The 25,237-nt window shown below is 47.6% G+C and carries 18 protein-coding genes and 1 pseudogene; 11 read left to right on the top strand and 8 right to left on the bottom strand.

Annotated elements, in window-relative coordinates:
- Window positions 1-283: 283 nt before the first annotated feature.
- Genes B076_RS12410 through gloB form a run of 3 tightly spaced genes read right to left on the bottom strand, consistent with a single transcriptional unit; the run spans window position 284 to window position 4,942 of the window.
- The gene (locus tag B076_RS12410) at window positions 284-2,290 is read right to left on the bottom strand and encodes a transglycosylase SLT domain-containing protein (RefSeq protein ID WP_051347238.1); all 2,007 of its coding nucleotides are present in this window, start codon (window positions 2,288-2,290) and stop codon (window positions 284-286) included.
- Window positions 2,274-4,124 (bottom strand): LysM peptidoglycan-binding domain-containing protein, encoded by a 1,851-nt coding sequence (locus B076_RS0107315; protein ID WP_157753534.1) that lies wholly within the window; start codon window positions 4,122-4,124, stop codon window positions 2,274-2,276. Before B076_RS0107315 ends, B076_RS12410 begins: the two co-directional genes overlap by 17 nt.
- Window positions 4,125-4,126: 2 nt before the next feature.
- The gene (gloB, locus tag B076_RS12405) at window positions 4,127-4,942 is read right to left on the bottom strand and encodes a hydroxyacylglutathione hydrolase (protein ID WP_038150479.1); all 816 of its coding nucleotides are present in this window, start codon (window positions 4,940-4,942) and stop codon (window positions 4,127-4,129) included.
- Between the two features lie 262 nt (window positions 4,943-5,204).
- Here gloB and B076_RS12400 point away from each other — a divergent pair, with 262 nt between their 5' ends.
- Together B076_RS12400 and rnhA are read left to right on the top strand one after the other, a co-directional pair.
- The gene (locus B076_RS12400) at window positions 5,205-6,071 is read left to right on the top strand and encodes a class I SAM-dependent methyltransferase (protein ID WP_051347237.1); all 867 of its coding nucleotides are present in this window, start codon (window positions 5,205-5,207) and stop codon (window positions 6,069-6,071) included.
- A complete protein-coding gene (rnhA, locus tag B076_RS0107300) occupies window positions 6,062-6,508 on the top strand; it encodes a ribonuclease HI (RefSeq protein ID WP_028486733.1) in 447 nt (148 codons plus the stop codon). Before B076_RS12400 ends, rnhA begins: the two co-directional genes overlap by 10 nt.
- 162 nt (window positions 6,509-6,670) lie before the next feature.
- Here rnhA and dnaQ read toward each other — a convergent pair whose 3' ends face one another.
- A complete protein-coding gene (gene dnaQ / locus B076_RS0107295) occupies window positions 6,671-7,372 on the bottom strand; it encodes a DNA polymerase III subunit epsilon (protein ID WP_028486732.1) in 702 nt (233 codons plus the stop codon).
- A gap of 67 nt (window positions 7,373-7,439) precedes the next feature.
- On the opposite strand from dnaQ, the gene B076_RS0107290 reads away from it, so the two are divergent.
- Window positions 7,440-7,865: an FKBP-type peptidyl-prolyl cis-trans isomerase gene (locus tag B076_RS0107290; protein WP_028486731.1), complete on the top strand. Its 426-nt coding sequence runs from the start codon at window positions 7,440-7,442 to the stop codon at window positions 7,863-7,865.
- 274 nt (window positions 7,866-8,139) lie between these two features.
- Here B076_RS0107290 and B076_RS12395 read toward each other — a convergent pair.
- Window positions 8,140-9,081: pseudogene (locus tag B076_RS12395) on the bottom strand (integron integrase).
- 226 nt (window positions 9,082-9,307) lie between these two features.
- On the opposite strand from B076_RS12395, the gene B076_RS13285 reads away from it, so the two are divergent.
- The 5 genes from B076_RS13285 to B076_RS0107265 all read left to right on the top strand — a co-directional run bounded on the left by B076_RS13285 (window position 9,308) and on the right by B076_RS0107265 (window position 13,156).
- Window positions 9,308-9,466, top strand: coding sequence for a hypothetical protein (locus B076_RS13285; protein WP_157753533.1), 159 nt, complete (start codon window positions 9,308-9,310; stop codon window positions 9,464-9,466).
- Window positions 9,467-9,712: 246 nt separating this feature from the next.
- Window positions 9,713-9,850 (top strand): hypothetical protein, encoded by a 138-nt coding sequence (locus B076_RS13280; protein ID WP_157753532.1) that lies wholly within the window; start codon window positions 9,713-9,715, stop codon window positions 9,848-9,850.
- A 103-nt stretch (window positions 9,851-9,953) separates the two neighbouring features.
- Window positions 9,954-11,558 (top strand): AAA family ATPase, encoded by a 1,605-nt coding sequence (locus B076_RS0107275; RefSeq protein ID WP_028486730.1) that lies wholly within the window; start codon window positions 9,954-9,956, stop codon window positions 11,556-11,558.
- A 122-nt stretch (window positions 11,559-11,680) separates the two neighbouring features.
- The gene (locus B076_RS0107270; protein ID WP_028486729.1) at window positions 11,681-12,415 is read left to right on the top strand and encodes a hypothetical protein; all 735 of its coding nucleotides are present in this window, start codon (window positions 11,681-11,683) and stop codon (window positions 12,413-12,415) included.
- Window positions 12,416-12,490: 75 nt separating this feature from the next.
- Window positions 12,491-13,156: a hypothetical protein gene (locus tag B076_RS0107265; protein ID WP_028486728.1), complete on the top strand. Its 666-nt coding sequence runs from the start codon at window positions 12,491-12,493 to the stop codon at window positions 13,154-13,156.
- Window positions 13,157-13,302: 146 nt separating this feature from the next.
- Here B076_RS0107265 and B076_RS0107260 read toward each other — a convergent pair whose 3' ends face one another.
- Complete coding sequence (locus B076_RS0107260) at window positions 13,303-15,378, bottom strand: BCCT family transporter (protein WP_028486727.1); 2,076 nt, start codon at window positions 15,376-15,378, stop codon at window positions 13,303-13,305.
- Window positions 15,379-15,954: 576 nt separating this feature from the next.
- On the opposite strand from B076_RS0107260, the gene B076_RS0107250 reads away from it, so the two are divergent.
- Window positions 15,955-16,344, top strand: coding sequence for a Gfo/Idh/MocA family oxidoreductase (locus B076_RS0107250; RefSeq protein ID WP_028486726.1), 390 nt, complete (start codon window positions 15,955-15,957; stop codon window positions 16,342-16,344).
- Between the two features lie 103 nt (window positions 16,345-16,447).
- Here the strand turns inward: B076_RS0107250 and B076_RS0107245 are convergent, their stop codons facing one another.
- Together B076_RS0107245 and B076_RS0107235 are read right to left on the bottom strand one after the other, a co-directional pair.
- Complete coding sequence (locus B076_RS0107245) at window positions 16,448-17,491, bottom strand: NADP(H)-dependent aldo-keto reductase (RefSeq protein ID WP_028486725.1); 1,044 nt, start codon at window positions 17,489-17,491, stop codon at window positions 16,448-16,450.
- Window positions 17,492-17,760: 269 nt separating this feature from the next.
- Window positions 17,761-18,453 carry an MBL fold metallo-hydrolase gene (locus tag B076_RS0107235; RefSeq protein ID WP_028486724.1) on the bottom strand — a complete coding sequence of 231 codons (693 nt, stop codon included), beginning with the start codon at window positions 18,451-18,453 and terminating at the stop codon, window positions 17,761-17,763.
- 176 nt (window positions 18,454-18,629) lie between these two features.
- Between B076_RS0107235 and hrpA the strand changes: the two genes are divergently transcribed.
- Complete coding sequence (gene hrpA, locus B076_RS0107230) at window positions 18,630-22,604, top strand: ATP-dependent RNA helicase HrpA (RefSeq protein WP_322785319.1); 3,975 nt, start codon at window positions 18,630-18,632, stop codon at window positions 22,602-22,604.
- Window positions 22,605-22,640: 36 nt separating this feature from the next.
- On the top strand, window positions 22,641-25,217 hold the full coding sequence (hrpB, locus tag B076_RS0107225) for an ATP-dependent helicase HrpB (RefSeq protein WP_028486722.1): 2,577 nt from the start codon (window positions 22,641-22,643) through the stop codon (window positions 25,215-25,217).
- The last annotated feature ends 20 nt before the right edge of the window (window positions 25,218-25,237 follow it).

The raw sequence follows: 25,237 nt of genomic DNA, 5'->3' as shown, positions 1-25,237 counted from the left end.
AGTCGTTTTTATGCTGCTTGGATAAACGTAGAGGATTCGCATTTAAGCCCGGTTAAATTTCCGTATTCTTTGTAAGTGATTGATGGCAAAAAAGAATTTTGTGAATTAAATTCATATTAGAGGTTGACGAAATTAGAAACTACTAATATAATTAGCCTCAATCATGTTTCTTCATGAGTATCCTCCTCTGATTATTTCTATATGAGATAATATTTAAACCCCGACTCGTTTCGGGGTTTTTTTTGTCCAAAATTTCTTTTTTTGTGAGTGTCTAAAACCGTGTTTATGAAGCGGAGAGCCCAATAGGCGGCATCACATCCTCCAGGCGGTCGTATTTTTTATTGAGGATGGATTTGAAGATGGTGGTGTATTCCAATACCGCTTTGACGTAAGCGCGGGTTTCTGAAAAGGGGATGGAATCGATCCATTGGTCGGCCGGAAGAAATCGATCCTTGGGCATCCAGGCATCCACGCGGTTGGGGCCGGCGTTGTAGGCGGCGGTGGCCAGCACTCTGTTGCCATCATATTTTTTATAGAGATAACTCAAATAGGCGCTGCCCAATTCAATGTTCGATTTCGGTTCGGTCAATACCCGATATGAGGTTTTGCGAATGCCGATTTTTCTGCCGATGTACTGAGCGGTTTTGGGCATCAGTTGCATCAGGCCGATCGCCCCGGCAGACGATCGAATCGAATCGGAAAATGCGCTTTCCCGGCGGATGACGCCATAGACCCAAGCGGGATCGACCCCGTGTTTATCGGCACTTTGCATCACCGGGGTTTTGTGTGGGGTCGGAAAACGAATCGCCAGATCGTTCCATTTGTTGGCTCTCGCGGCGGTGGTGATCGCCATGGAGTGCTGTTGCCACTGGTTGGTGAGTATGGCCACCGCATGCAGTTCGCTCGAATCCAGACGGTTCAATAAACTATACCATTCGCGTTTGGCGCTGATCATCCAGTCAATTGCCAGCAACTCCTGCATGCGCTGCAGTTGCGGGTATTTCTTGATCAAGGCCTGGCTGTCCACCGGCTTAACCGGATCAGGATTGAATTGGTATGGACTTCTCAAAATATCGGCCGACAAGAAAGCGTAGAAATGGCGTTCTTTAGCCAAGTTTCGATAAATTGCGTTAGCCTGCTTTGTCAGGCCGGTAGCCGCTAAGCCTCGGGCTTTCCAATATTGCCACTGTTTTTCGGATTGCTGTTCTGCATCCATCAAACCGATCGTTTCCAGAAGCAAAGGCCAGTTAGACTGCTTCAGCGCAATTTGTGCCTGCCAGCGTAAACTGTCTTCGGAAGACTCACCATTGCCGTTGACTTCTTGCAGAAAGGTCTCCGCAGTTGGGTCATAACGGTAAGCGCTGCGTAACGCAATGGATCGCAACAGGGTTTGATACTGCGCCGTGGAAAGGCCGTATTGTTTGTGGAATCGCTTCAGGCTCTGCTCGGCTTGTTCAGGTTTACGACTCGCCAGGCGTTTGACGCCTTGGGTGAAAATCTGTTTTCTGACCACAGCATTCAGGCTGCTCGGCAGCGGTTTTTCTATTTTGTGCGGATGACGGTAAATGTCCAGCCAGGTTTCGAGCATGGCTCGCTCTTTACGGGAGAGCAGTTTTGAGAGCTTTTTGGCCAAAGATGTGCGGTTCTTTTGCATGGCCAAATCAATCCGCTGCCAGATCATCGAGCCGGTGAGGGCTTTGTGTTTTTTCAGCAGAGCGTCTACCGGTTGGCAAGCCTGACTCAACTCCTGACCGGTCTGCCATAACTGCTTGGCGCTGGTTAGAGCGGTTTTGAGTTGGTTATGCTGGGCTTGTGCCCGAACCGCAAAACACTGAAGGTCTCGGCTTTTTTGCGGTTTGTAGTGTTTAAGATAGGTTTTCCAGTGGCGCTTTTTACCCAGATGTCTCAGCCATTTGGTATAGAGGCGGTCGCCCAGATAATTGTTGCGGTTATCTTCAATAAACTTCAAGACCAGCTGCGTGGGCGTGGTGTCGAAATGCAAGCGATAGTCGTGATAAAGAACGTAGGGGTAAAGCGCATAGTCTTGCAGTTGGGCTTTGTATTTGGCGATGCTGGGCCGGTCGTTGCTTTTGACGGCCTGATAAGCGTCAAGATAGGCTTGCTGGTTGGTCGTGAGTTGGGTGGCCGCCATCAGTTGCGCGGATCCCATTAACAGCATCAGACCAAGCCCCCATTTTGTAAATGCAGAGGCCGACTTTGGAGGTGACTTCAATCTCGATAAGACGCGAACCAATAAAGTCGGCGCGCCGTATTTAAGTTTCTTGGTCATAAGGTATTTTTAGAACCTGGCCGGGTTTAAGGTATTCTTTTTCGGTCATTTGATTATAACGCGCAATGGTTTTGGTGGAGAGGTTATTGGCGCGTGCGATGTTCCAAAGGCTGTCGCCGGATTTAACCACATACTGTCTATAGCCGGCGGCCTGTTTGCCACGCGGTTGCCAGATCGTTAGTTTAATGCCAGGTTGAAGTACCTGATTTCGTTTGATCTTGTTCCAGCGGCTCAATTCTTGTGTGGTCACGCCAAATTTTTGCGCCACCACCCACAAACTCTCGTTCTTTTTCAGAACATAGTGTGTTTGGTAACCGTATTGATCGGAATGGATGGCCAGTTTTTGGCCTTTGCGCAGAGGCTGGTCGGCACGTATCCGGTTCCAGTCGCAAAGAGTTTTGGTATCGGTATTGTAGTAGCGGGCAATGGTCCATAAGGATTCGCCGGATTTTACGCTGTGGTAAAACTTCGGTCCGGTGTATTGGCTCTTTTGCTCGTTTTGGGCCAGTTGCGGAACAAACTGCTGAGGCACCGGAATCAACAACGTTTTGCCGATACGGATATTGTGGTCTTTCATATGGTTGAGCTTCTGGATGGCTCGAGTGGAAGTCTGGTATTGCTGGGCGATCTCACTCAAGGTGTCACCCGATTTGATTTTGTGTTTTTTCCAATGAATGTCAAACAAGGCTTTGTCATTCAGTTTGCTTTGGAACTGCTGATGGTTCTCAAGCGGCAATACAATGTGAAAAGGGCCGTTTGGCGGGGTGGCCGGTCTTAAATAGCCGGGATTGAGTTTTGAAAACAACTCGCGCGGCGTGTCCGAAAGCGAAGCCACCGTATTGAGCGCCACCTGTTTTTCCAGCTCAACAACCTCAAAATAAGGTTTGTTATCAATGGGTTCCAATTGAACTTCGTATTGGCCTCGATTTTTTACAAGATGTGAGACCGCCAGCAGCTGCGGCACGTAATGTTGAGTCTCTTTGGGCAGGTAGCGGCGAATTTGCCAAAAATCAGGCGTTTTGTTTTCGGGGTGTTTTCTCTGGTAGCGTTTGACCGCTTTCCAGACGTTACCGATGCCGCCGTTATAGGAGGCCAGCGCCAACAGCCAATCATTGTCGTTCAGCTCATAAAGTTTTTGCAGGTAATTTAGTGCCGCTTCGGTGCTTTGCACCACATCTTGACGACCGTCGTACCACCAGTTTTGATCCAAGCCATAAAGGTGCCCGGTCTGTGGAATGAATTGCCATAATCCCACGGCCCGTTGATGGGAACGCGCTTCCGGTTTGAATCCGCTTTCGATGATTGGCAAGAGCGCGATTTCATAAGGCATGTTGCGCTTTTTGACTTCGGAAACGATGTAATGCAGATAGGGTTTGGCGCGTTCGGATACGCGTTCGAGGTGGCGATGGTTTCTCAGATAAAACGCCAAGTAGCTCTCAAAATCCTCAAGGTGCTGGTCGCCCATTACGAGTTTTGAAGCGATATCATCCCACAGGTTGTCATGCTGTAATGCCGTGAGCTTGGATTCTTCGAGCCAAGGATGGTCATTGGTGACGCTCACCTTGGCGGTTTGTGTCGTCAAATCGGTTGGCTTGTCGGAAGAGTCAAGAGACGGAGCCAAGCTTCCTTGCAAGGCGCTCAAGTGCGTGCTGGTGTCAGACTTACTTGCAGAGGGCAACTGGGCGCAACCGGACAATAGTCCCAGCGCACAGAGTCCTGCCAATAAGGGTTTTAGCAGCAGGGGAGTGGTTTCTTCAGAATTCGATCTACGGGTGGAATCTAGGATGTTCATGATGGTCGTATTGTTCTCTTTGAGGGATATCAAGCTTCTCATCCTTAAGAAACCGAGAGGGAGGTTAAATCAATGTGGTCGAGCTCACCGGACTGGTCGAGTTCGTCTTTCCATAGACGTAAGGTTTTGAACAGGCTTTCCGATGTATCCACGGCACCGCGTTGTAACAGCTTGGCTTTGATGGCGGGCGTGTCAAAACGCAAAAACGGGTTGGTGGCGTTTTCTTCGGCTATGGTCGACTGCGCCCCTTGATGGATTTGCGGGTAATCAATCCGGGTGGTGCGGATGCGTTCGATCAACGCCGGGTTTTCCGGTTCCACCAGGTAGGCGAATTTTAAATTGGTCAAGGTGTATTCATGAGCGCAATAGAATCCGGTGGTCTCATCCAGCTGGCGCAGTTTGAGGATGGAATCTGCAAACTGCGCATAGCTTCCGGTGAACTTGCGTCCGCAACCGGCTGTAAACAAGGTGTCGCCGCAGAACAGCGCATTGTCGTTGTAGTAGGCTAGGTGATCCAGAGTATGCCCCGGTGTTTCCAAAACTTTGAGTTCAAAGTTTGGGGTCAGCTCAAGCTGATCGCCTTCTTTAAGGCCGATTTCAACGCCGGCTGTTTGTGCATCGGCCGGCCCGTAAACGATGGCATCCGCAAAAGCGGTTTTTAAAGCCGCAATGCCATTGACATGGTCATGATGCGCGTGGGTGATTAGGATACCCTTCAGTGTCAGCGAATTTTTATATAGAAAATCAATGACTTGATCTGATTCTCCGGGGTCGACGACCCAGGCGTTTTGTGACTGGTGCAACACCCAGATGTAGTTGTCGTAAGTGCCCACCAGTGCCGGTATGCCAATGATATTCATAGAAGCTTGTCTTTTTTGGGTAACGGAGTTGATATAATTGAGGCCATTTTAACAAATTTGTTTTCTGTTTATTAGAGAGCTTTGCATGAGTGGGGCGCAAAACAAAAATGAGGAAAAATTTGCCTGATTAAGGCGAAAAATGTAGCTAATAGCCGGCTATTGGCAAGTTTTTCAACGCAAAGCAGGTAGATTTTAACCATTTTTGATTGTGCATCCATCTCCTGCTAAGCTCTCTCTATAGGAAAACCGGGGAGAAATCGCGGTGAATCAGGGATTTCAGCAGTTTCTAAAACATTGGTATCGTAATCCGGGCGGGCGGCTTTTGCATGAACAAGAGTCGCGTCTGCTTGAATCCGCCATTGCCAATCTCTTCGGCTATTTTTTCGTTCAATTGGGCTGCACCTCGCAGATGGACTGGATCGAGTTCAGTCGGGTCTCCGAAAAACTCATTCTGGATGACCGGATTGATCCCGCTTTGGTGAAATCTTTATCGACAGACAAAAACGAACCCCACAGCGTTCATTGGATCAAAGCCGATTTGGATTACCTGCCGATTGACAAGGAGTCGGTGGATGTAATGCTTTTGCCACATACATTGGAAACCGTGCAGGATCCTTACTACATTCTGCGCCAGGTCGATTCGATGCTGATGCCGGAAGGGCATCTGGTGCTCACCGGGTTCAACCCCTATGCCTGCGGCATTCTTAAAAACCGTTTCAGCAAGCAGGGCAAGGCGTTTCGTGAGGCCAATCTGGTGCGCAGCCAGCGTGTGATAGAGTGGCTGGAGGTGTTGGGTTATGACATCGAAAAGGTCAAGTACAGCACCATCTCCTGTTTTGCCGGAACCACATCCGATTCGGGTAAACTCGGCTGGCGCCTGCTGGAAAGGCTGGAACGCGCCTTGAGCCGCATGGGATTGCAGTTTGGTAATGTCTATTGTATTGTGGCGCGCAAACGCGTGGACGCCCCGCGTATGGTGGGGCTGAGCTGGCGGCGCACGCGCTGGTTTAATTGGGGCAAAGCCCCGCAGCTGGCTTCACGAAACGCGCACAAAAAACAGGCTGAGTCGGTGACTCAGCCAAACAAACAAACCAAGATGAAATTAAAAGAGAGTCTCAATTGCAAGTAATCGAAATCTTTACCGACGGCGGCTGCCGCGGCAATCCGGGGCCGGGCGGCTGGGGCGCCTTGTTGCGTTTTAACGAGCACATCAAGGAAATGAAAGGTTCGCAAGCCGAGACCACCAATAACCAGATGGAATTGATGGCCGCCATCCAGGCGTTTGAGGCGCTGACCCGTCCGTGTCACGTCAAGATCACCACCGATTCGCAATACGTTAAAAACGGCATTACCCAATGGATGGACGGCTGGAAAAAGAAAGGCTGGAAAACCGCCGCCAACAAGCCGGTTAAAAACAAAGAGCTGTGGCAGCGCTTGGATCAAGCCATCGCCCCGCATACGGTCGATTGGTTTTGGGTCAAAGGCCATTCCGGGCATCCGGAAAATGAACGTGTCGATGAATTGGCGAACGAGGCGATTGATGAACTTCTGGCCGGAAAAGCCTGAAAAAAGGGTTTAATCGAATTTTCGTACCGCGCTTAAACGCGTTGTCGGATGGTAAAAAGTAAACGCTTTTTGAAAATGAACAGGCCTGGTAGGAAGCTTCCATACCAGGCCTGCTGGTTTTTAAATGAGGCTAAATCAAAAAAAGAACGCTAAATTACGGGCTTACCAGTTGAGTTCCAAGCCGCTTTTTTTGCTGATTTCACCCAGTTTGGTCTGGTGGCGGGTGAGTTCTTCATCATTGGCGTAAAGCACTTTCAACGGCAAGCGATCACGACTGATTTTGTGCAGCGAAGCATCGCGCTCACCGCCTTCGTTATCGTCGGCGTTCAGCGACAACTTGGTTTGCCCGCCGGTCATGGTCAGATACACATCCGCCAGAATCTCGGAATCGAGCAGGGCGCCGTGCAAGGTTCGGTTGGAGTTGTCCACCATCAGGCGTTTGCACAATGCATCCAACGAGTTGCGTTGCCCCGGATAGGCCTTGCGCGCCATTTTCAAGGTGTCGGTGATGGTGCAGTGGTCTTCCAGTTTGCCCCATTTGTTGTTTGCCAGCAACGACAGCTCGTTGTTGATAAAGCCCACATCAAACGGCGCGTTGTGGATAATCAGTTCCGCACCGGCCACATACTCCATAAACGCATCCACCACCTCGGCAAACACCGGTTTGCCCACCAAGAACTCGTTGGTGATACCGTGAACCTCGATGACCTCTTGCGGCACCTCGCGTTCCGGCTGAATGTATTGGTGATAGTTGTTGTGGGTCAGGCGGCGCTTAACCAGTTCCACCGCACCAATTTCAATGATGCGATCCCCGTTATGCGGTTCCACCCCGGTGGTTTCCGTATCCAATATAATCTGACGCATTCCACTTCTCTTTACGGTAAAATGTTTGCAACTTATTTTAAAGCAAAATTTGATCGAAAGGACAGATATGAAAATTAAAAAGGGCAGTCGCGTCACCTTCCATTATGAATTGCGTGACGATTCGGGCGAAGTCATTGACACCACTTTCGGCGGCGAGCCGGTGATTTACATCCAGGGCGAAGGCGAAATCATTCCCGGATTGGAAGAGTTGATGCAAGGCGAAGAGCCGGGCTTTGAGGCTAAAGTCACTTTGGAGCCCGAAAAAGCCTACGGCCCGGTCAATGAAGACTTGGTGGTGTTTGCCGGACCAGAAAACTTTGATGAAGACGTTGAGATTGAAATCGGCTCAAGCGTCGAAACCGAAGACCCGGAAGGCAATACCGTCACCTTCAAAATCATCGAAGTCACCGAAGACAAAGTCTATCTGGACGGCAACCACCCATTGGCCGGCAAGACGTTGGACTACAAAGTGGAAGTGGTTGCGGTAGATTAAACGCACACCGCTTCACCTGCTTGATAAAGCCCCAGTCAGTATTCTGATTGGGGCTTTTGTGTTTTAAGAGCCTAGCTGGTTTCTGGCTTTACATGAATACTGTGAAGCTGTGGAAGCCTTCAAAATAGCAATCTTCTTGAGCAAAAACACCTGCCATCTTGAGTGAAACCACTTGTCATTCTGAACGAAAAAACTGTCATCCTGAGCACCCCAGGAGTGCTTGCTTCGCAGCGCGCAGCCGAAGGATCTCCAGCAGAACAACTCAATAATAACGCTACAAATTATCAAACGGACTGACCACGCCTTGACCACCTTGCTTTAACACATGGGTATAAATCATCGTAGTTTGCAAATCAGCATGGCCTAATAAAGCTTGAATGGTGCGAATGTCGGTGCCGGTTTGCAACAAATGCGTGGCAAAAGAGTGCCTAAAGGTATGTGCGCTGACTTTTTTTGTAATGTCGCACAGTTTAACTGCGCGTTTAATGGCCTTATTCACCACTGATTGATCGACATGATGTCGGCGCGTGACACCAGAACGCGGATCCATCGCCAAATTACGGCTTGGAAAAACATACTGCCAGTTCAACTCCTGATCGGCTTTGGGATATTTTTTCGCCAAGGCATAGGGCAAATAAACCGAGCCGAAGCCTTTACTCAAATCTTGCTGATGAAGCGTCCTCACTTTTTTTAATTGGTTTTCAAGTAAGGGAATCAAATTGACAGAAAGTGGCGTTCCCCGGTCTTTTTTGCCCTTGCCGTCTCGCACGGTAATTTGTTTAAACCCAAAATCAATATCCTGAACCCTCAAACGTGCTGCTTCAGTAATGCGCAAACCACCTGCATATAACAGCTTGGTAATTAACCCCGCTGTACCTTGCATAACCGATAAAACCTGAGCCACCTCTTCCTTGGTTAACACCACTGGAATTCTTGGCTCTTTGCGAGAATGGCTGGCTTTGACCTCTGAAAATGGCGCATGCAAAACCTTGTCATAGCAATAAACTAAAGCATTTAAAGCCTGGTTTTGCGTGGATGGTGCCACATTTTTGTCAACTGCTAAATGGGTTAAAAACTGCTCGACCCTTTAGTTGGAATCAATCAGCATAGATTCACGCTCTAAAAATCCATGAAATTTCACAAATCGCTTTACCCAATCACAGTAACTATTTTCAGTGGAATAGGCATACCCCTCACTACGCAATGAATTACGCATTTGTTCTAGCAGAGTAGGCTTTTTTGAGATAGTATTCATACAACAAATTATTCGGATAATGATAGGAAATTCAAATAATACTGTATAACCTGTCAAATCAACAATGTTTAGAGATGGTAGTGAAAATGATACTTAAAACATTTGCAATACCGGATAACAGGGCAATAATGCCTTATACTAAATGTTAGCTCTTGAAAAAAATATCTAATGTAGCAAAGGAAATATTATGGAATTTTTAGAATCTATCATAAGCACATTGGCAGGGTTTTTCGTTATTGGACTTTTTCTATACCCAGTATATTGGTTTATTAAAAAAGCTATGAGACAAGGTCAAGATAATTTAGACGCCTTAAGAAGAGAAGGAAAATATAAAGATCGAAAATAGAAATAAAGTTATTTGGCTAACAAAACACTCAAGCGGACTGCGCTAACGCGCAGCCGCTTAGCTTGGTTGTTATGTATAAATAGTAAGAGAGGGAGTTTTAGAGTGAGCGGGACGTGATCCAAAGCTATTGTGTAACTCAAAGTAGCATCATGGTAGTAAGTAGTAAACGTTCAGAGGGTTCAAATCCCTCTGGTAAAGCAAATGTAATAATTAACCAAACTCAATTTTGTGTAACGGAGGTGCAACATGACTAAAATCATTGTTAATCTGAAAATTAAAATTAAAGTTAAAATCAAAAAGGTTGCTTTGGTTTCATTGTCTTTGCCACTAGGTTTGTATGGTGTATTCCTCGCTCAGCCTAAAGCTTCTTCATCAACTATATAGTGTCAAATTATGTCACCAACACATAACAAAACACTCAAGCCGACTGTGCTAAAGCGCAGCTGCTTAGCTTAATCGTTATGTTCCTTAGAGAGTATGGAAAGAAATGACCGAATTTAATTTAAATTTCCCGACTAATAATGGTGAGCAGAAGCAGCTTACTATCAAGTCAGGTGAAATAATCTTTATGGTTGGGCCAAATGGAACTGGCAAGTCTACTTTGATGCATCAATTCAACACGCAGAATTCTGGGAAGGTTCGGAGAATTACAGCACACAGACAGATTTGGCTGAATTCCGATTCTGTTGATCTGACGCCTGCCTCACGGCAGCAGATGGAAACGAATATCAACAACCAAGATCGCCATGAACAATCCAGGTACAAAGACGATTACGCGCACCAAAGGTCGCAGGCGACAATATTCGACTTAATCGATTATGAAAATGTTGATGCACGAAAAATTGCCGACGCTGTTAGAGCTGGAAGGACTGATGATGTTGCAGCATTAGCCAGAGAACAAGCACCAATATCGAAAATGAATGACATTCTTAGAATATCTAACCTTCATTTTCAGGTTGACGTGGATCAGGGCAGCAAATTGATTGCTGTTAGGGATGGCTATGCCCCATATAGCATTGCGCAGCTTTCTGACGGAGAGAGAAACGCGCTACTCATAATCGCCAATGTTCTGACAGCTCCAGAAAACACTTTGATATTACTTGATGAACCTGAAAGGCACCTCCATCGCTCGATTGTATCACCTCTCATTAGCACTTTACTTTCCTATCGCAGCGATTGTGCCTTGGTTGTTTCTACTCACGATATTACTCTTCCACATGACCAAGAAAAGTCTGGTGCAATTTTACTTAGAGAGTATTCACATCAGCCTCGGCAGTGGAAAGCAGACCATATTGAGCGCGTAGAGGAAATGGACGAGGACACGGCTCTAGCGATCCTTGGATCACGAAGAATATTGCTATTTGTCGAGGGTAACAGTTCGAGCCTAGACCTTCAGCTTTACCAAATCTTGTACCCTCAAGTAAGTATTAAGCCGCTGGGTAGTTGCGTAGATGTCGAGCGTGTCGTATCAGGAATTAGAGCTTCCGAACATAATCACTGGATTTCTGCTTTTGGCATAATCGACAGGGACAACAGATCCGATGAAGAATGTGAACAACTTCATGAGACTGGAATCATTCCACTGGATCAATATTCAGTGGAGTCACTGTATTACCATCCCTCGGTCACTAAGGCTGTTCTACAACGTGTGGCGATAGTAAATGATATTGATATCGATGCCACGATAACTGAAATCACTGATTCCGTCATACAAGCTGTTACCGAGCATAAAGATCGCATGGCCGCGCGGTTAGTTGAAAGGAGCGTGAAAGAGCACGCATATAGAGAATGCCCAGATTGGAGACAAATACTCGGTGGCAATGTTGAAGTGTCCTTTTCAACAGCCCAGATTCTCCAAGAGGAAAATGATTTAATATCAGCGTTAATTGATAACAAAGATGTTGAAAAACTAATTTCTCGGTATCCATTACGGGAAACCCCAGCTTTTGAATCTATTGCTAGGAAGTCATTGTTTCCTTCACGTGAGAAGTATGAGCAAGCAGTGCGAAAAATGCTAATAGATTCTGAAGAGTCATTAACAATGCTTCGAAATTTACTGTTGCCAGTCACAAATCGGCTGAATCGAACATAACAAGCCGCTTCACACCGACACATACTGCTACGCTCGTTTTTGTGTGTCGCTGCGCGCCACTTACACAAAAACGCTCTCCGCAGTATGTGCGGGTGAGCGGAGCGTTATATTTTCGAGAAAGCATGGAAGCAGAATCACTAACACAAACTTTAGCGCTATGGGGTGCGGTAACTGGCACCATAGGAACCATTGCGGGGATAGCTAATCTGACCCTTAGGTTTAAGCAGCATAAAAAAGATCAACCTAGACTTTTGTGTTCGTCTAATTTTTCCTTTGAGCATTCCACTGGCTCCGCTCATCCAAAGCATAAATTGACTCTTAGATCCGTTGGAAAACGACCTGTAACCGTTGATTATGTCCGGTATTTCATAAAGCCCAAAGGCTTCTGGCAATCATTATTTCGACACAGAGCATGGCATCAAAACCGATGGAAATACGATTACCAGCCAAAATCCATAATGCAAATTACTGAAGGGAAGAAAGAGGAAATTGGCATTTCAATGCCGGATGGTTTAAGTATTCTCGATATTGTCAAAGTCGAAGTTCATGATCAATCAGGTACTAAATGGAAAGTTAAATGGCCTTCTTCTAAAATGCTTGAACTAGAAGTGCATAATGAGAAACTGCACGAATCCGAAGAGTCAAACACTGAAAGATTGTGCAAAGTTAGCGGATATACTGCAGCCGGAAAATATCATATTTATACACATTGGAATCCAAGGCCAAAAAATAAAAGTAGCACTAAGGGGCGATTCTTCCATTTCAATAATCAGAATGAATACCAAGCTAAATTGCGAGATATTCTTGACGTCCAACAACCAAAGATACTGGCCTGTGAATTAGATGAGATCGTTTAAAAATATAACAAGTCAATTGACTACGTGTCTTCGGCGCCGGACGCAGCAAAGCTGCGCCGGTTATTGAGGCGTTAGATGAAAAATATGGATGATATCAGCACTAAAATATTAAGGTTCCACTCTCAGCTTGATGGTAATGACAATCATAGGTATAAATCATGGGAGCATTGTTATTCATATTTTATTCAAGACAAAACAGTTATAGATACTGCTTGCTTACAAATGGCGTTTTATTTGGCTAGCTGGGGAATGTATCGTGGCTCTAGCTTTTTATTATGGAAAGATTATCTCATTCATAAAGAGGTAGTAGCGCACCTAATACAACACAAACACCTTCAAAAACTAAATTTTATTGATACAACAGAAAAAGAAATTAAAGAAATATTTGAGTTAATATCTTGGGTGAAAAATTGGTATCAAAATAATATAGATTTTGTGAATGGAGAAAAGAAGAAGGTTAATGTTACAGATACCTTAGCAACTAAAATAATATTAGGGGCTTTAGGGTGTATTCCAGCATATGATCGTTATTTTATTGATGGTATACGAAGTAAAGGTCTGAGTTATTCCGGTTTAAAGCCCAAAAACTTTTCTTCTGTTGTGAATTTTTACAAAGAAAACCGTAATAGTTTTCTATGCGCTCACAGTGAAGTCTTAAAAAGAAGCAGTGTTAGCTACCCACCAATGAAGTTGGTAGATATGTACTTTTGGGAAATTGGTTATGAACTTGATAACAAATAATCTAACAAGGCCAATCAACGTGGATCAAAATAAGCACCGCGAAAAAAGACTCGCGGCACTTATTTTGCCCAGTTATTGGCGACGTGAGATTTTTCAATAAAAAATGGCTCAAAGCCCTTTATTACAATGTGATTGATTGGTTCTGTTTACGGTTTTTCGTTTAGGTTTAAGTTGGGTTGCAGTTGCTGTTCGTGTTGCTCAACATCCCACGGCAACAACTCGGCGGTGTGGTGCAGTTTGTGTAGGTAGTGTTCAAAGTGGTTGAGTATGTCGGTAATCATGTTGTGGCGACTGTAACCATATACGTCATAAGCTTCTGCGCCTTCTCTTAAGAAGACTTCGGCACGGTAATAGAATGATTCCTCTTCTTTTGCGTTGGATTCTGGCTCCAGCAGAACTTCTGAGAAAGCAAATCCCGGAATAATGCGTTCGCATAAGCGCACTTCATAGATAAAAGGCACCTGTTCGGACTTAACGACCTCGATGCGGGTTCTGAGTGGGTCGTTATCAATATACACGTTGGATTCCCAACCACGACGTTTGAGTTCGAGTTGTACGGTTTGCATGCTTTTATAGGCGACGCCGTTAATAAAGTCTGACACCTCTTCTTTGCTGGGGTATTCCACCAGTTTTGCTAGACGATCTTTCCAGTTGTCGCCATCTTGTTCCAGGATTTTACCGCTATTGCGCACAGCGCTTTGTAGACTGACTTCTCGCTGGCTTTCAATAACCAGCGCACGCCAGATGCCGACCATTGCAATCAACATAATAAAGGCAAAAGGCAGGGCGCTGACGATTGAGGCGGTTTGCAGGGCTTTAAGGCCACCGGCCAGTAGCAGAACGGCGGCCACTGTGCCGAGTAAAGCGGCCCAGAAGATACGTTGCCAAACTGGGGGCGCAGAACTGCTGTTAGAGGCTAATGAGTCCAACACCAAGGCCCCGGAATCGGCCGAGGTGACAAAGAAGGTGATGATCAAAAAGACGGCTAAAGCAGACATGATACTGCTTAAAGGTAGGTGTTCAAACAGTTGAAACAGGGCGATGGCGTGATCATTTTGTACCGCCTGAATAAAGCTGTGGTAGCCCTCTTGCATAATTAGATGCAAGGCGGTATCGCCAAACACGGAAAACCAAAAAAACGTAAAAAAGGTGGGCACGATCATGACGCCTAGAACAAACTGACGAATGGTGCGACCTTTGCTGATTTTGGCGATAAAGAGCCCCACAAAAGGTGCCCAGGCAATGGTCCAGGCAAAGATGAATATGGTCCAGTCCCCAATCCAATCACCCGAAGAGTAGGCTTGTAAATTGAAAGTACGTTCAACGATATTGCCCAGGTAACTGCCGGTATTCTGCAAAAAGGTCTCTAGAATAAAGACGGACGGCCCGGTTACAAAGACAAATAACATTAAAACGATGGCTAACCCAATGTTCAGCAACGAGAGTCGCTTAATGCCTTTATCCATGCCGGCCACCACTGAAAAAATCGCCAAGCCTGTAATGATGGTTATCGCTACGATTTGTATTGTTGTGTTATTCGGTATCGATGGTAAAAGGTAATGAACGCCAGCGTTAATTTGGGTGACCGACAGTCCTAAGGTGGTCGCCAGACCAAACACGGTGCCTAAAATTGCAAAGGTATCCACGCTGTGGCCAATGTGGCCATAAATACGTTCGCCAATTAAAGGGTAAAGTGTGGAGCGCATCGAAAGCGGTAAGTTATGTCTAAACGAGAAGTAGGCTAAGACAAGGCCTACGAAGCCATAAATGGCCCAAATATGAAATCCCCAATGAAAGAAGGCAATTTGCATTGCGCCTTTGGCCGCGCCGACAGTCTCCGCCGCACCTTCCGGTGGCGTGGCATAGTGCAAGACGGGCTCGGCGACGCCAAAGAATAACAGGGCAATGCCATAGCCGGCCGAAAACAGCATGGCAAACCACGCGATAAACGAATATTCAGGTTCGGCATGGTCGGGTCCGAGTTTGATTTTCCCCCAAGGCGAGATCGCAATCGATACCACAAATATTAAAAAAGTGGCGACGGTCAACATGTAGAACCAGCTGAAGTTTTCAGTGATGCTCGACTGGGTGCTTGCAAAGAAGTTCCCGGCTAGCTCTGGGTTACTGAGTGTGCCAATAATGATTAAGAAGATAACGGCAATTGCCGGAATAAAGACGGGAAGCAATAATGTGGATTGTAAACGCGGTGTGGAGACAGACATAGGTATCTTTTTTTGACAAAATTAGCGTTACCCTACCAGATTCGGGTTTAAATTACGAATTGCTAAAAAGTGATTAAGGCAAGTCGGCAGGCACGCTTGGGTGTCTTTGCATCTATTGATGTGGCGTCAACCACGTTTTTCTTACCAATGTTCCCAATCATGCTGTTCAATTTGGTGGTAAAAGTGAATCTGTTTTTCTCAATCCGCTGATTATGGGTTTATCTGACCCAGTTCCGTTAGGTGTTTGATAAGTGATGATTTTATTGGGTGTTTAGGTTTTGATGACGCACCATGGCCATTTAGTGATGAGTACAGCAAAGTAAAATCGAGTGAGTCAGGTCATGCTGTATCAAAGAGCGATGCTTCTTTTATTTTCTTTGCCTTTTTGGTACAAGAGTTTGGTTTTTGCACGTTGATCGCAAAGCTAATCAAAATCACTGAGCACCATATAGAAAAATTCATAGCAAGAAAGGGATCTAAATCGACGTCCATCAATGACTTTCACTTATACTCAGTGGGTGCCAGCTACGTAAATAGTCCTAGCTGGCGCATAAAAATAAATTAAGGAGTTTACAAGTGAGGAAAATTACCATTTTGATGATCGGTCTTGGCCGTATTGGCGGTAAGTTTTACGAGCAATTTAACAGCATGAATCCCGAGCGTGTAGAAATTATCGGTATCAGTGAGCCTAATGAGAATAATCCACTGGTAAAGGATGCCGAGCAACGTGGCATTCCGAATTTTGTAGCGTTTGAAGACGCCATTGATCAATTTGGAGACCAGATTGACATTATCATGGATACGTCAAACCGCTCTGAGATCAAACAGGCGATTCGTCAGAAACTGCAAGATACGGATAATCATCACAGTGTGGTCGTGCCAATGGTCGTCGATTATTTGATGTGGTATCTGTTGCCTGGATCAGAAGACATTCCACAATCACACCACACCAGCATTGGTTATTAGACCTTACTGATTGCAAGTGTGATGTAATCGTGAAAAGCCTCTCAACAGAGGCTTTTTTATTGGGTCAATTTCTTTAAAACGAACTTCCCTTTTCAGTTACCTGCTAAGGGGCGGGAATGGGATATTGGCTGTGAATCTGTTCGATTTCCTGCAAAACGGTTTCGCTGAGTGTTACATCAATCGATTCGATATTTTCCTTAAGCTGTTCCAAAGTGGTGGCACCGATGATGTTGGCGGCCACAAACGGGCGGCTGTTAACAAACGCCAGCGCAAGCTGTGTTGGGCTTAAGTTGTGATCATGCGCCAGGTCGGCATAGGCTTGGGTGGCTTTGACGGCGTTTTCATTCAGGTAGCGGTCGTAATGCGGGTAGAGGGTAATGCGCGCATTAGCCGGGCGTTGTCCGTTGAGGTATTTGCCGGAAAGCACCCCGAAGCCAAGAGGTGAATAGGCCAGCAGTTGCACGTTTTCCTGATAGGCGATCTCCGCCATGCCGACTTCATAGCTGCGGTTGAGCAGGCTGTATGGGTTCTGCACGCTGACGATTTTTTGCAGTCCTTTGGCTTCGGCGATTTGCAGGTACTTCATGGTGGCCCACGGGGTTTCGTTGGAAATCCCAATCTGGCGGATTTTGCCTTCTTTAACCAGCTCGCTGAGCACTTCCAGCGTCTCTTCAAAATCGGTGGTGTCTTCGGGCTGTGACGGCGGGGTAAACCCGAGTTGGCCGAAGTAATTGGTGCTGCGTTCGGGCCAGTGCAGTTGGTAGAGGTCGAGGTAATCGGTTTGCAGGCGTTTAAGCGAACCTTCCAGCGCCTGATGGATCTGTTCGCGGTTAAATCGGCTTGAACCGCCGCGGATATGGCGTACAAATTCCCCCGGCCCGGCGATTTTGGAGGCAAGCACAATCTCGTCCCGGCGTCCGCTTTTGTTGAGCCAGTTGCCGATGATGGTTTCGGTGGCGCCATAGGTTTCGGCACGTGGCGGCACCGCATAGAGTTCGGCGGTGTCCCAGAAGTTGACGCCGTAATCCAACGCCATTTCCATTTGCGCAAAGGCTTCTTGCTGGGTGTTCTGCTCGCCCCAGGTCATGGTGCCGAGACAGATGCGGCTGATTTTAATATCAGAATGGCCTAAAGGGTTGTAAATCATTTTTACGCTTCCTTGAATTGTTTGTATGTTTTTGCGTGCGGGGTCATTGGCTTGTGTAAAAAAAAATTTGAAAATTCAGACTAACTTAGAGTCGGTCTTTATGCAACGCTTCGACCTGCATTGCCCCATTTTTGTGGCAAGCCGTCAGGCGGTGTCAGGTTGACCTAAAACCCACGCTAAAATCAGGACAATAAAAAAGCGCCTCCAGCAGACTTGGGCGCTTTTTTATTAGATATATTTGGTGTTGGACGTTTTGATGAATCTTTTGATCAGTCGTCCAGGTTTCCGCATTTCAGGTTACCTGGGACGGAGACGTCCAAACGTTTCGGGTTGGGCAGATTCATGCCGTCCATGATGGTGCTGAAGTCCTCGAAGGTTTTTCCAGAACCGACACGGGTGTTGAACTGTTTTTCTTCACCGATGGTGGATTGCGTCAGCCCTTTGTAGTCGTGCGCGGGGAAAACCATGGTGTCTTCCGGCAATTTGAACAGTTTTTCGGTCAAGGAGTGGTACATCTGTTCGTTGCTGCCTAATTGAAAATCGGTTCGTCCGCAGTCACGCACAAACAGGGTGTCACCGGTAAAAGCCGCGCCGTCGATCAAATAAGTGATGTCGTTATTGGTGTGCCCTGGGGTGTGCATCACGCGGATTTCCTGTTCGCCCAGCTTGAAGACGTCGCCTTCTTCGGCCAGAATGTCGGCACATTCCGAACCTGAATTGGTGTGAACTACGATCTGACCGTTGGTGCGTTTGCGAATCGGCCCGGCACCGGTGATGTGGTCGGCGTGAATGTGCGTTTCCAGAAGGTATTTGACTTTGAGCCCCAATTCTTCGATGTGTTGCATGTCGCGATCCACCTGTTCCAGTACCGAATCGATGACTGCGGCTTCCTTGGTGGTTTCATCCCACACTAAATAGGTATAAGTCCAAGTGTCGTAATCGAATAGCTGGCGGATTTTCATATGCAAAGACCTTTCGCGTAGTTTGTTATAATAGGTGTGCTTTATAGACTATAAAATATATTTATAATTATATAAGCTTTTTCTAATGTTAGAGTCATTATCCAGATTTGAGTTGTCGCGTCAATATGAACTTTCCTATAAATAATAAACAGTTAACCTCATTGATAGAAGGGTGTTTGATCAAAGATCGGCATCGTTTGCATCGAGAGTTGAAAGCGATCAATTTGCAGGAAGTGGCTGAAAATATTAAGGAAATGACGACTGAAGTAAGTGAAAAAACGCAGATCGATTCGCTTTCTAAAAACCAGCAGGCCTGGTTGAAATGGTGTGATAAGTTGCAAAAATCGATGAATTCGGCGCAACAAAATGCGCTTGCCGTGCCCAAGCAGATTCAGTTTGACTCGGCTTTGCCGGTGGCATCCAAAAAAGATGAGCTGATCGAGCTGGTTAAACACAATCAGGTGGTGGTGATTGCCGGGGAGACCGGTTCGGGTAAAACCACGCAGATTCCTAAAATCTGCCTGGAAGCCGGGCAAGGCGTGTTCGGGCGCATCGGCTGTACCCAGCCAAGACGTTTGGCCGCCAGAAGTGTGGCCGAACGTATCGCCGAGGAATTGGGTTCGAGTGTTGGCCAGTTGGTGGGGTATCAGGTGCGTTTTCAGGATCACGTGCATCAGCAAAGTCTGATCAAGGTGATGACCGATGGGATTCTGTTAGCCGAAGTCCAGAACGACCGCTTTCTGAGTCAATACGACACCATCATCATCGACGAAGCGCATGAACGGAGTGTTAATATCGATTTTCTATTGGGCATTCTCAAACAGCTGTTGCCCAAACGTCCGGATTTGAAAGTCATTATTACCTCGGCGACCATCGACACCCAGCGTTTTGCCAATCACTTCACCATGAACGGGGTCAAACCGCCGGTGGTGGAAGTCTCCGGCCGTACCTATCCGGTGGAGGTGCGTTACAACCCGTTGGTGACTTACGAGGATGATGCGGGCAACGAGATCGAGCAGGATATACCGACCGCGATTCTGGATGCGTTGGAGGAACTGTCGCACGAAGACCCGTTTGGCGATGTGTTGGTGTTTCAGGTGGGCGAACGTGACATCAAGGAAACCGCCGAGGCGATCCGCAAGCGCAATTTGAAGAATACCGAAGTGGTGCCTTTGTATGCACGCTTGTCGATGGCCGAGCAGAATAAGGTGTTTCAGACTTCGCAGAAGCGGCGTGTCATTCTCAGCACCAACGTGGCCGAAACCTCTTTGACGGTGCCCGGCATCAAATATGTGATTGACCCAGGTCTGGTGCGCATGAGCCGTTACAGTGTGCGCAACAAGGTACAGCGCCTGCCGGTGGAGAAGATTTCGCAGGCCTCGGCCAATCAGCGAAAGGGGCGCTGCGGGCGTGTCAGTGAAGGGATTTGCATTCGCCTCTATTCGGAGGAGGATTTCAAGGCGCGCCCGGAATTCACCGATCCGGAAATCCATCGTACCTCGTTGGCCTCGATCATCCTGACCATGGCGCAGTTGAAACTGGGTGAGGTCAAACACTTTCCGTTTATTGAAGCGCCAAGCTACAAATCGGTCAACGACGGTTTCCGCCAGCTGCACGAACTGGGGGCTTTGAACGACAAGCGCCGCTTGACCGAAGAGGGAAGGCAGATCGCCAAACTGCCAGTTGATCCGAGCATCGCCAAAATGGTGATTCAGGCTGACAAGAACGGTGTGCTGGCAGAAGTGCTGGTGATTGCCGCCGCCTTGAGTATTCAAGACCCGCGCGACATCAACGAATCCACCATGCAGGCGGCGCGTACCGCACACAAGCCGTTTGAGGACGAACGTTCCGATTTTCTGTTTTTCCTTAACCTGTGGCACTTCTATGAGTTTCAGCGCCGCCATCTGACGCAAAACAAATTGCGTAAACTCTGTAAAACCAATTTTTTGTCGTATATGCGCATGAAAGAGTGGCACGAACTCTATGTACAGTTGGAACAGAGTCTGAAACGCACCGGCATTAAGGTGTCGCCGTTGCACCTGTTTGAAGAAGTCAAACAGGGCAAGGAGGTCAAGGAGCGTTTGAGCGATATGCACAGCATGGCCGTGCATCAGTCATTATTGGCAGGCCTGTTGGGAAATGTCTCCATGCGCCAAGACGATAAATCCTATTTAGGCGCACGTAACACCAAACTCTATATTCATCCGAGTTCCAGCCTGTTTAAGCAGAAACCCAAGTGGATGCTGTCCGGTGAACTGGTGGAAACCACTAAATTATATGCGCGCAATAACGCGACCATCGACATCCGTTGGGTTGAACCTTTGGCGAAACACCTGATCAAACACAATTACAATGATCCGCACTGGCAGAAGAAGTCGGGACAGGTGGGTGCGTACGAATCGATCACCTTATATGGTTTGCCTATCGTCAATAATCGCCGCTGCAATTATGGCCCGATCAATCCCAAAGAAGCGCACAAGATTTTCATTCGTCACGCTCTGGTGCAGGGGGAACTGAATACCCGCGCCAAATTTTTCAGACACAATCAGAAGTTGATTGCCGACATCGAGAAATTGGAGAGCAAACTGCGCCGTCCCGATTACCTGGTGGACGATGAAGTGCTGTACCGCTTTTATGATGAGAAGATTCCGGCGCATATCTATAACCAGCCGGCGTTTGAAACCTGGTTGAAGAAACTGGATGCTGAAAGCGAGAAGTCGCTTTATCTGACGAAAGCACAACTGTTGAAACAGTCGGTGGACGAAGATTTGAGTCAGGCTTTTCCCGATCAGGTGCAGTTAAAAAACCAATTGCCGCTTAAGGTCGATTATCAGTTTGAACCCGGCAAAGCGCAGGACGGGGTGGTGTTCAAGATTCCGCTGCACGGCTTGAACCTGTTGGAGACAGAGCAGTTCGAGTGGCTGACTCCGGGGTTTTTGAAAGAGAAAGTTGCTTTTTATATCAAAGCGTTACCAAAACAACTTAGAAAGCAGTTTGTGCCGACCCCGCCGGTGGCAGAAGCGGTGGTGGCCTGGATGGAGAGCAACCAAAGTCGGGATAAAGGTCGCTTTGAATCGCAATTGGTGTTGGCGTTGAACCGTCGTGCCAGCCAGAAAGTGAGTGAGACCGATTTCGGCGAGGTGAATTTGCCGTCTTATCTGCTGCCTTATTTTATTCTGTTGGATGAGAAGGGGCGCAAAATCGCCGAAAGCGATCAACTGGAAAGCCTGAAAGCCGAATACCAGCATTTGGTGGATGAGAAAATTCAGCAACAGAGTCGCCAGCAGGCGAGCGGTTTTGAAAAACGCCGGGTGACGCAATGGGATTTTGGCGACTTGCCGGATCAAGAGTCGTTAAAAGCCAACGGCAATCAGCTGGTGGCTTATCCGTGCCTGGAATTACAAAATGATGGCTTGCTGTTTTTGACGTTGATGTCCGATCCCGAACAGGCTAATCGGAGTCACGCGCAAGGGGTGGTGTTTTTGCTCAAGCAGGCGTTGCAGGATAAGGTCAAATACCTTAAGAAGCAGTTGCCGTTGCAAAAAGCCTGCCTGATTTACGCGCCCTATGGCACTTGCGAGCATCTGAAAGAGCAGATTATCGACCGGGCGCTGAGCCAGTTGCTGCCGGAACCGCAACGAATCCGCAGCCAACAGGATTATGAAGAGGCCGAGGCAGTTCTGAAATCAGAGTGGGTGGCTGAGGCGCAGAAACTATCCAAGCTGGTTAATGAGATACTGACGGCCCATCAGAAAATCGCCAAACAGGTCAATGGCAAGCTCAATCCGCGTTGGTTGGCGTCGATCAGCGACATCAAAACCCAGTTGAACGAATTGATCACTCCGGATTTCGTATCGGAAACGCCGCCGCAATGGTTGTCGCAATTGCCGAGATATTTGACGGCGTTGCAAAAACGTCTTGAAAAAATCGACCAGGACCCGAGCAAGGATCAGCTGGCGATTCGCCAAATTCAGCCGTTGTTGAATCAGTATGCCGAGCTGGCGGATAACCCCGCTTACCTTCATCACCCAGGCCTGATTGAAATCCGCTGGCTGATTGAGGAACTGCGTATTTCGATGTTTGCGCAGCCGTTGAAAACCCTGAAGCCGGTGTCGATCCAGCGTTTGGAAAAACAGCTGAAGGCATTATGATTAACTTTAATAAGTTGTTTCAAGTGTTTGGTTTAAATGACTAATTTACCTATTTATACCTTGTTGTCGGAGATTGTCTCCACTTTGACCACGTCAAGCAATGCGGTGTTGCAGGCCGATCCGGGAGCGGGTAAATCCACGGCAGTGCCCATTGCGATTTTGCTGTCGGAGTGGTTTCAATCCGAGCCGAACCAAGGCAAGAAAATCATCATGTTGGAACCGCGTCGTTTGGCGGTGCGTTCCATCGCCCGTTATTTGGCCAAGCAGTTGGGCGAGCCAGTCGGCCAGTCCATCGGTTATCAGATTCGTAATGAAAAACTCAGTTCTAAGCAGACGCGTCTGGAGATTGTCACCGAAGGAATTCTGACCCGACGCATTCAGTCAGATCCGGAACTCAGCGACGTTGCTCTGGTGATATTCGACGAATTTCATGAACGTTCCATCCACGCCGATCTGGCGTTGACCTTATGCCTGGACACGCAATCGGCCCTGAACGAAAACTTGAAGCTATTGGTGATGTCGGCCACCATCGATACTGAGGAGGTCAGTCAGTTTTTGGACAATGCGCCGGTCATCCGTTCACAAGGTCGAGCTTATCCGGTGGCGACACACTATTTGCCACAAGCTTTGCCAAGCAATGCTAAATTTAAATGGGATCTGTTGCCGTTGTTGAAGAATTCGGTCTTGCAGGCCATCAAGCAATCCGAAAAAGACCTATTGGTATTTTTGGCCGGCCAGGGGGAAATCAAACAGGCGCAGCAGGCCTTGCAGGAATGTGTGGACGAAAACGAGTTTGCCGTTTTGCCGCTTTATGGCGGATTGAAACCCGAACAGCAGGATCGGGCGATTCAGCCGGATAATCAAGGGCGGCGAAAAATCGTGCTGACCACCAATATCGCCGAAACCAGTTTGACGATTGAAGGCATTGATTGCGTGATTGATTCGGGTTTCGCGCGTAAGCTGTTTTATGACGTCAACAGCGGCATGAGCCGTTTGCACACCCAGCGCATTTCGGCGGCTTCGGCGGAGCAGCGAAAAGGTCGTGCCGGTCGTCTTTATGCCGGTGTTTGTTATCGTTTGTGGAGTGAATCCCAGCAGGCACAGTTGGCACCGTTTGAAGCCGAAGAGATTTGTGTCACCGACCTGTCCGATCTATGTTTGGAACTGGCTTTATGGGGTGTGCAGGATGTGCGCTCACTACGCTGGTTGACGGAACCACCTGCGGCGCACTTTCAGCAAGCGCAACGATTGCTGCAACAGTTAGGTTTGCTAAATAATAAAGGGCAAATCACCGATTTGGGTCAGCAGGCGATGCAGTTTGCCTGTTCGCCGCGATTGGCGAAATTGTTATTGGTCGCCAAGGTCTCTGCTGACGAAAAGTTACAGCAGCTGGCCTGTGATGTGGCTGCTTTGTTGGCGGAACGTGATGTGTTGCAGGGCCGCGATTCGGGGGCGGATTTGACCAGCCGTTTATTGGCGCTTAAAGCTTACCGCCAAGACCGAAACCGTGCTAAAAGCGAGTATCAGATTTCGGTTTCGGCAATGGAACAGGCCTTGTTGAACAGCCGCAACTGGCAAAGACAGTTGGGTCTAAATGGCAAGATGAATAAATGTGAATACGACCTGATGTTTTTGCAGTCGCAAAGCGGCAAGCTGGTGGCGCAGGCGTTTCCGGACAGGGTGGCGTTGCAGCGTAACGGACAGTTTCGATATTTATTGTCCAACGGCAAAGGAGCGTTACTGGATGAAGCCGATCCCTTAAGCCGCGAGTCTGCTCTGGCGGTGGCCAATATCGACGGTCAAGCCCGCGAAGGGCGGATATTTCTGGCCGCTCCGTTGGACAGGAGCGAGATTGAGAGTCTGTTTGCAGGACAGATCGAAAAACAGGCGGTGTACCGCTATGACGAAAGTCGCAATGAAGTGATCGGAACTTTTCAGACCCAATATCAGGCCTTGGTATTGGCGCAAGCCCCGTTGAAAAAAATGGATGAAGCACAATTGCATGGCTGTTTGCTGGAGACGCTGAAAGCCAAGAAACTGAGTTTATTGCCGTGGAACGAAACTAACCAGGCCTGGTTGAACCGTGTGCGTTGGCTGGCCGCTCAAGAAGGGGCCGCTGAGAGAGGCTTGACGGATTTATCGGAAACTTGGTTGGTTGAAAACCTGCAGGCCTGGTTGGCGCCTTATTTAGCTGGGGTGGACAGCGTCAAAGTCTTGCAGAAAATTGATTTGATGGGAATTTTGCAGGCGCTGTTACCATATGAATTGCAACAGGCTTTGGAGTGTGAGGCGCCACTGTTTTATGTGACTCCATCGGGTAAAAAAGTCAGGATTCGTTATGCACTCGGCCAGAACCCGACGGTGTCCGTGCCTTTGCAAGAACTGTTTGGTGAATTGCAATCGCCCCGGTTGGCTTGGGGTTCCGTGCCTCTGACATTTGAACTCTTGTCTCCGGCCCGTCGGCCCATACAGGTCACCGCCGACTTGGCAAATTTCTGGCAAAACTCCTATTTCGAGATTGCCAAAGAGATGCGCGGCCGTTATCCGAAGCACCGTTGGCCGGAAGAACCCTTGCTAGAAAAAGCGGGGCGCTCGCTTCAATCAAAACGATGAAGTCTATGGTTGTTTAGGGC

The organism is Thiomicrorhabdus chilensis DSM 12352 (genome assembly GCF_000483485.1).
Lineage (GTDB): Bacteria > Pseudomonadota > Gammaproteobacteria > Thiomicrospirales > Thiomicrospiraceae > Thiomicrorhabdus > Thiomicrorhabdus chilensis.
Note: the sequence above shows the minus strand (reverse complement) of the source record. Positions and strands in the feature narration are given on the sequence as shown.